Consider the following 5,495-nt stretch of genomic DNA (forward strand, 5'->3'; position numbering starts at 1 on the left):
CTGTTCAGTTTTCAAAGAGCAATTTCCTGTCCTCAATGTTCATCGTTATTTGTGATGGCGTCTTAAGGACAAGAACTAATCTATCACGTTACCTATCTTTGAGTCAATATGTTTTTTAAAAAAGTTTTTAAGTATAATTCTCTTCCCCGAGTTTTCTGCGTCTGACATACTTAGATAATTCATTGGGAGAGGCGATTCTTGCATACATGCGAAACATGATGGAGTATCTCTCCTCCATAGCCCGCTTCACTAGATGATCAATTCGTTTATCACTAAAATCAAGAAGCATCTCTTCCAGCTCACGTTTTAACAAGTATTCTAGTTCCTGTACTTCTTTTGTATTAAACAAAAACCCTAGCAACGATATCGCCCTCCGCCTTACGAGTCTCTCCTCTATCCTTTCCATCAAAATTCAGCCCTATTCAAAATAAAAAGCCCTCCGTTTAGGAAGGCTTCAATTTGTTGGCAAATCTGAATTATTTCAGTAAGTTCAATTGCTGTAGTTGTTGGCCCACGGTTTCCTTGAGAATGGTTGGCGTAATCGTACTCTCTACAATAGCAGCAACGAACAACAGAACAATCACAGTAAGAACCGCTACTGGAAATTGCTTGAGCGTATCATACCAGTCATTTTTCAATTGTGCCATCTTGTGTGGTTGGATTAGAACTCCCACTGAGCGTAAACTTAGCACGCCTAAACGAATACCAACTCCCGCTGCAAACAGGATAGCTGGGAGCTCAAAAATTCCATGTGGCAAAATACCTGCACTAAAAATAACCCATGGACTTACTCCCATAGCACTGTATTTGAAAAGGATAAATCCAAGCAGTACTCCATTCGTGAGCAATCCAATTATGGGAAAGAATGCAAACAATATTCCCAGCGCCATCATCATCAAAGCACTGAAAACATTATTGGAAAAAATCATCCAGAACACCGCTAAAGGTCCGCCGCCGTTATCTTTTATCCGTTCAGCAATTTCCTTTAATTGGCCCATCATTTTATCGACCATATCTTCGACAACCGGTGCTTGAAAATAACCAATCAAGGCACCACCAAAAAATAATAAGCATGCGGCGAAGAAATATTTTCGGTTATCAAGCCATAAATGCCGCAATCGATTGCCCATGCAACACACCCCTTTACTGCCTCTTCATTCACTATATGCATTGTACCTCAACAATAGCCAACAGGCCAAAGAATATCCTTGTCTTCCCTGCATAAACTGTTATCGGACAAAGGAGGTGCTTATCCATGAAATTCATTTACGTGATCAGCGCGAAACGATTAAAGCAAATCTTAATTATCGTCATGGCCATCGTACTCACTGCTGGAATTGGTTATGCGGAACGCGATTCAATTGCTGCCTTTGCGGAAGGTGCCAGCACACAAGCCCCCCAAGCTATTTATAAGGTCGACACCAAAGAAAAGAAAATCGCCCTTACCTTTGACATTAGCTGGGGAGAGACACGAGCATTACCTATACTGGATCTGCTGAAAGAAAAAAAGGTAAACAAAGCGACTTTTTTCCTCTCCTCGCCTTGGAGTCAACGACATCCTGACATCTTGAAACGCATCAAGGAAGATGGCTTAGAGATTGGTTCGCACGGTCACAAGCACGATAACTACACCAAATACTCCGATGAAGAAATTCGCTCCCAAATGGCCAAAGCCGACTCCATCCTAACCGAAATGACTGGAAAGAAACCTACACTCATTCGGATGCCAAATGGTGATTTTGACAAACGAGTGCTGGAAATCGCGAATCGCATGGGTTATACCGTCATTCAATGGGATACGGACTCAAAAGATTGGACCAATCCGGGAACTGATGTGATCATCAATAATGTATTATCGAAAGCTCATCCAGGAGACATCATCCTGATGCACGCGAGCGATTCTGCGAAAGATACACATCTTGCCCTCCCTGTGATCATTGATAAACTTCGCAAGGATGGTTATGAATTCGTTACGGTATCAGAACTCATTTCGGGTACAAGTGTAGACAGCAAAGAAATTCACTAAAACAAAAAAAGCTGACCTTCATTGGGTCAGCTTTCTCTTTTTACCAGACGGTGCAATTGCATGACTTGCCAGACGTTACAAAACAATAGTGGAACGAGCATGGACAGAGTGGCACGCACATTATCTTCCTTCAATGCTGGAATCCATTCCAGTGCCGTCACGACAAACATAAAGAACATCGTCGGTATCCATGCAGATTTATTGGTCAGATTCACTTTTCCATATGCGGTAACAATAGCGACAATCAATAATAGCGTTGGCTCAATAAAGTACGTACCAAATCCTTTTCCTTCACCGAAGGACGTATAGCGAAGATAAATCATATCGAAAAAGACAAACAAAATAAGAAATACTTGGACGCTTTTCCACAGGGAAGCCGTTTTAAATATCGTTTTAGCGAAATAATTAATCGTCATATACGCAAAAAAACCCATCTGAGCCACAATACTAATGGTCATTCCATACAGTAGATACATAAACAAGCCGACAAAAAAGTTACCGGTGCTTCCTACGAGCAGCTTGTCCAAATCAAAGATAAGGGCAACCAGGATGCCACCTAATCCCCCGAGCAAGAGCGTGGTAATAAAAAGCCAGCCATACTTACGCAAACTCACCAAGTATTCCCTCCCATCCACATCGAATATGATTGTACCAATGGATACAAGAAAATACTAGCGTAAGAACAAAACAAAATGCACACGTTACTTGTAGGCAGAGTAAAGAAGGAGGTGTCCACCCCATGAGAAAAAAGACGATGTCTTTTTGGTTAACCGCTCTTGTCTGTCTGGTGCTAACCAGTTGCGGGGGTGGCGGACAAGCGCAAAGTTCGTCTCAGCCTGATTATAAAAGCGTCAAAGACATGGTGCTGGACATATTACAGACGGACGAAGCGAAGCAATCTGTTAGCAAGATGATGAAGGATGATAAGTTTAAGCAAAACCTGATGCTCGACGAGTCAACAGTGCGGACAACCTTGATTCAAAGCATGACGAATCCAAATAGTACGCACATCAAAGAAGCATTTAAAGACCCGAAGTTCGCAAGCGCCATGGCGAAGTCCATGAAAAACGAGCAAAAAACGCTCATGAAAGACCTGATGAAGGACCCTGAATACCAAAAAGAGCTCATAAGCGTAATGAAAGACCCTGAGTTTGAGAAAAATTTGATGGACCTGATGAAAAGCTCTGCTTATCGACAACAAATCATGCAAGTGATGAAGGATTCCTTGCAAAGTCCTTTGTTCCAGGCTGAACTCATGAAGATCATGACCAAAGTATCCGAGGACATGACAAAGCCTAAGGAACTAAAGTCAAAGAAAAAAGGAAAGGGAAAAGAAGGTGGCGAAGGCGGCAGCAAATCCGGTGGCGAAAACCCTTCTTCCTAAAACACAAAGGTGAGCTCTATTGGAGAGCCCACCTTTTTCATCTTCTTGGATATTATTGTTTGACAGCTTCCCCGCATTTATCTATGACTCGTTTGGCCATATCGATGTAAAGCTGACCAATTTCCGTCTTTTCTCCATAGATAGATGGGGAATAATCAGGTTCAGATGGATGATTATCCGGTTGGCCCAGCGGAATTTGAGCGAGCAGCTCACATGTCAATGTCTCGGCAAGCTTAGCTCCTCCACCACGCCCGAATACGTATTCTTTCGAACCATCTTTTGCTTCGTACCACGCCATGTTTTCCACAATACCGAGGATTTCATGACCAGTCCGCTTTGCCATAGCACCTGCGCGAGCCGCAACAAACGCTGCAGTAGCATGAGGAGTGGTTACCACAATCTCCATGCTTTGCGGAATCATGGTGTGTACGTCGAGGGCCATATCTCCCGTTCCTGGAGGCAAGTCCAGCAAGAGGTAGTCCAATTCTTCGCCCCAGTGTACTTCCGTGAAAAAGTTACGCAGCATTTTCCCCAACATAGGGCCACGCCAAATGATCGGAGAGTTGTCCTCCACAAAAAAGCCCATGGACATAACCTTTACGTTTTGCTTTTCAACAGGCAGAATGGTTTCACCAATCACGGTTGGACGTTGTTCAATATTCATCATATCGGGCACACTAAAGCCGTAAATGTCTGCGTCGATTATGCCCACTTTTTTTCCTAAACGTGCGAGTGCAACAGCCAGGTTCACTGTCACCGTCGATTTTCCGACGCCGCCTTTTCCGGAAGTGACCGCAATAAAGGTCGTATTCGAATCCTTTGCCAAGATCGGGTTCAAAAGAGGAGCTTGTCCCGGTGTCATGTTATGTGTTTGCCCACCTTGGTTATTGCGAAGCTGGGCAGACAGAGCCGCACGTTCCTCGTCTGTCATCGAACCGAATTGCAGACGTACTTCTTCGGCTCCTAGCGCTTTCACAGCTGCGATAACATCGTCCTCGATCTTGGCTTTGAGTGGACAGCCCGAAATCGTCAGAACGACCGTGAGGCTTACTGTCTTGCCTTCAATATGGATATCCCGAATCATGTTGAGCTCGACCAAGCTACGATTAATTTCAGGGTCTTTTACATCACGTAGTGCTTCGAGAACCTGTTCTCTGGTCAACATTCTGGTTCACCTCATCTATGATCTTTTCAAACATTTTCATGCTGGTATAACGACAGCGTATGCGCGTTCATTATAGCATATTCGGGCGGTTGGGACACGACCACCGCCCTCTCAAGGTGTAATTGGCGCTTTTTCTCCGGAATACTGACGCAATATCCCCTGATAAATAGCATTCGCCATTGCCTTTTGGTATTCAACGCTCTGAAGTCGCTTTGCCTCCTCCGTATTGCTGACAAAGCCTACTTCTACCAAAACGGCCGGGCAGTTAACCTCCCGAATCAAGAACACATTGTTCGTCTTACTCGGAACACGATCTGTATGACCGATCACCCGTTTGATTTCATCTTGTATCAGGTAAGAAACTTCTGCGCTCTTTTTGAAGGTGGGGGAATAGAAAGTCTGCGCTCCCGACCATTTCGGAGAAGGGATAGAATTCACATGAATGCTGACCAAAAAATCTGGTGTACTGTCATTGACCAGCTTCACCCGGTTTCGGATATCCTCAGATTTTCGTTTACGCGCCTGCGCTGCATCTGGACTAGCCAAATCCTTGTCTTCTTCCCTTGTCATAACCACAAATGCACCCGACTGCTGGAGGAAATCCCGCAAGTACATGCTAATGGCCAAGGTCACTTCCTTTTCAACCACATTACCGGCTTTGGAAACAGCACCGCCGTCTAGTCCCCCATGCCCTGGGTCAATGGCTATAACCGTTCCCGTCAGTGGCAGCGACCATGCCTGCCAGGAAGAGCGATCAGGCGCTTCGTAGGTGAACAACAGCATGAGTACCGCAAAAGCCAATATCCAGCCTACTCCTTTTCGTGTCACAGTGTATCGTCCCCTTTGTCCCATTCTCGTTCCATCTTATGGACAAACAAGGACAAATATACCCGTTTGTGAAAAATCGAGTAGGAGGGAGT

At 44.6% G+C, this 5,495-nt stretch carries 7 protein-coding genes; 2 read left to right on the forward strand and 5 right to left on the reverse strand.

Translation table 11 applies throughout. The features are described from left to right. Nucleotides 1–127: 127 nt before the first annotated feature. Both C7R92_RS23610 and C7R92_RS23615 read right to left on the reverse strand, forming a co-directional pair. Nucleotides 128–361, reverse strand: coding sequence for a hypothetical protein (locus tag C7R92_RS23610; RefSeq protein ID WP_026042929.1), 234 nt, complete (start codon nucleotides 359–361; stop codon nucleotides 128–130). Between the two features lie 115 nt (nucleotides 362–476). Then, nucleotides 477–1,130 (reverse strand): stage II sporulation protein M, encoded by a 654-nt coding sequence (locus tag C7R92_RS23615; protein WP_106835855.1) that lies wholly within the window; start codon nucleotides 1,128–1,130, stop codon nucleotides 477–479. Nucleotides 1,131–1,255: 125 nt separating this feature from the next. Between C7R92_RS23615 and pdaB the strand changes: the two genes are divergently transcribed. Further along, the gene (gene pdaB, locus C7R92_RS23620) at nucleotides 1,256–2,026 is read left to right on the forward strand and encodes a polysaccharide deacetylase family sporulation protein PdaB (protein ID WP_106835856.1); all 771 of its coding nucleotides are present in this window, start codon (nucleotides 1,256–1,258) and stop codon (nucleotides 2,024–2,026) included. A gap of 26 nt (nucleotides 2,027–2,052) precedes the next feature. On the opposite strand, the gene C7R92_RS23625 is transcribed toward pdaB, so the two are convergent. Next, on the reverse strand, nucleotides 2,053–2,640 hold the full coding sequence (locus C7R92_RS23625) for a KinB-signaling pathway activation protein (protein WP_106835857.1): 588 nt from the start codon (nucleotides 2,638–2,640) through the stop codon (nucleotides 2,053–2,055). 125 nt (nucleotides 2,641–2,765) lie between these two features. On the opposite strand from C7R92_RS23625, the gene gerD reads away from it, so the two are divergent. Then, nucleotides 2,766–3,410, forward strand: a complete 645-nt coding sequence (gene gerD / locus C7R92_RS23630) for a spore germination lipoprotein GerD (protein ID WP_106835858.1) — start codon at nucleotides 2,766–2,768, stop codon at nucleotides 3,408–3,410. A gap of 52 nt (nucleotides 3,411–3,462) precedes the next feature. Here the strand turns inward: gerD and C7R92_RS23635 are convergent, their stop codons facing one another. After that, nucleotides 3,463–4,575 carry a P-loop NTPase gene (locus C7R92_RS23635; protein WP_106835859.1) on the reverse strand — a complete coding sequence of 371 codons (1,113 nt, stop codon included), beginning with the start codon at nucleotides 4,573–4,575 and terminating at the stop codon, nucleotides 3,463–3,465. A gap of 111 nt (nucleotides 4,576–4,686) precedes the next feature. Continuing rightward, nucleotides 4,687–5,403 carry an N-acetylmuramoyl-L-alanine amidase CwlD gene (gene cwlD, locus C7R92_RS23640; RefSeq protein ID WP_279629827.1) on the reverse strand — a complete coding sequence of 239 codons (717 nt, stop codon included), beginning with the start codon at nucleotides 5,401–5,403 and terminating at the stop codon, nucleotides 4,687–4,689. Nucleotides 5,404–5,495: the final 92 nt, after the last annotated feature.

It is taken from the genome of Brevibacillus porteri (assembly GCF_003013475.1).
Taxonomy (GTDB): domain Bacteria; phylum Bacillota; class Bacilli; order Brevibacillales; family Brevibacillaceae; genus Brevibacillus; species Brevibacillus porteri.

What these genes read in the sequence shown, in the direction of transcription:
- C7R92_RS23615 (WP_106835855.1), bottom strand. Translation starts at nt 1,130, where the DNA reads ATGGGCAATCGATTGCGGCATTTATGGCTTGATAACCGAAAATATTTC.
- pdaB (WP_106835856.1), top strand. Translation starts at nt 1,256, where the DNA reads ATGAAATTCATTTACGTGATCAGCGCGAAACGATTAAAGCAAATCTTA.
- gerD (WP_106835858.1), top strand. Translation starts at nt 2,766, where the DNA reads ATGAGAAAAAAGACGATGTCTTTTTGGTTAACCGCTCTTGTCTGTCTG.
- C7R92_RS23635 (WP_106835859.1), bottom strand. Translation starts at nt 4,575, where the DNA reads ATGTTGACCAGAGAACAGGTTCTCGAAGCACTACGTGATGTAAAAGAC.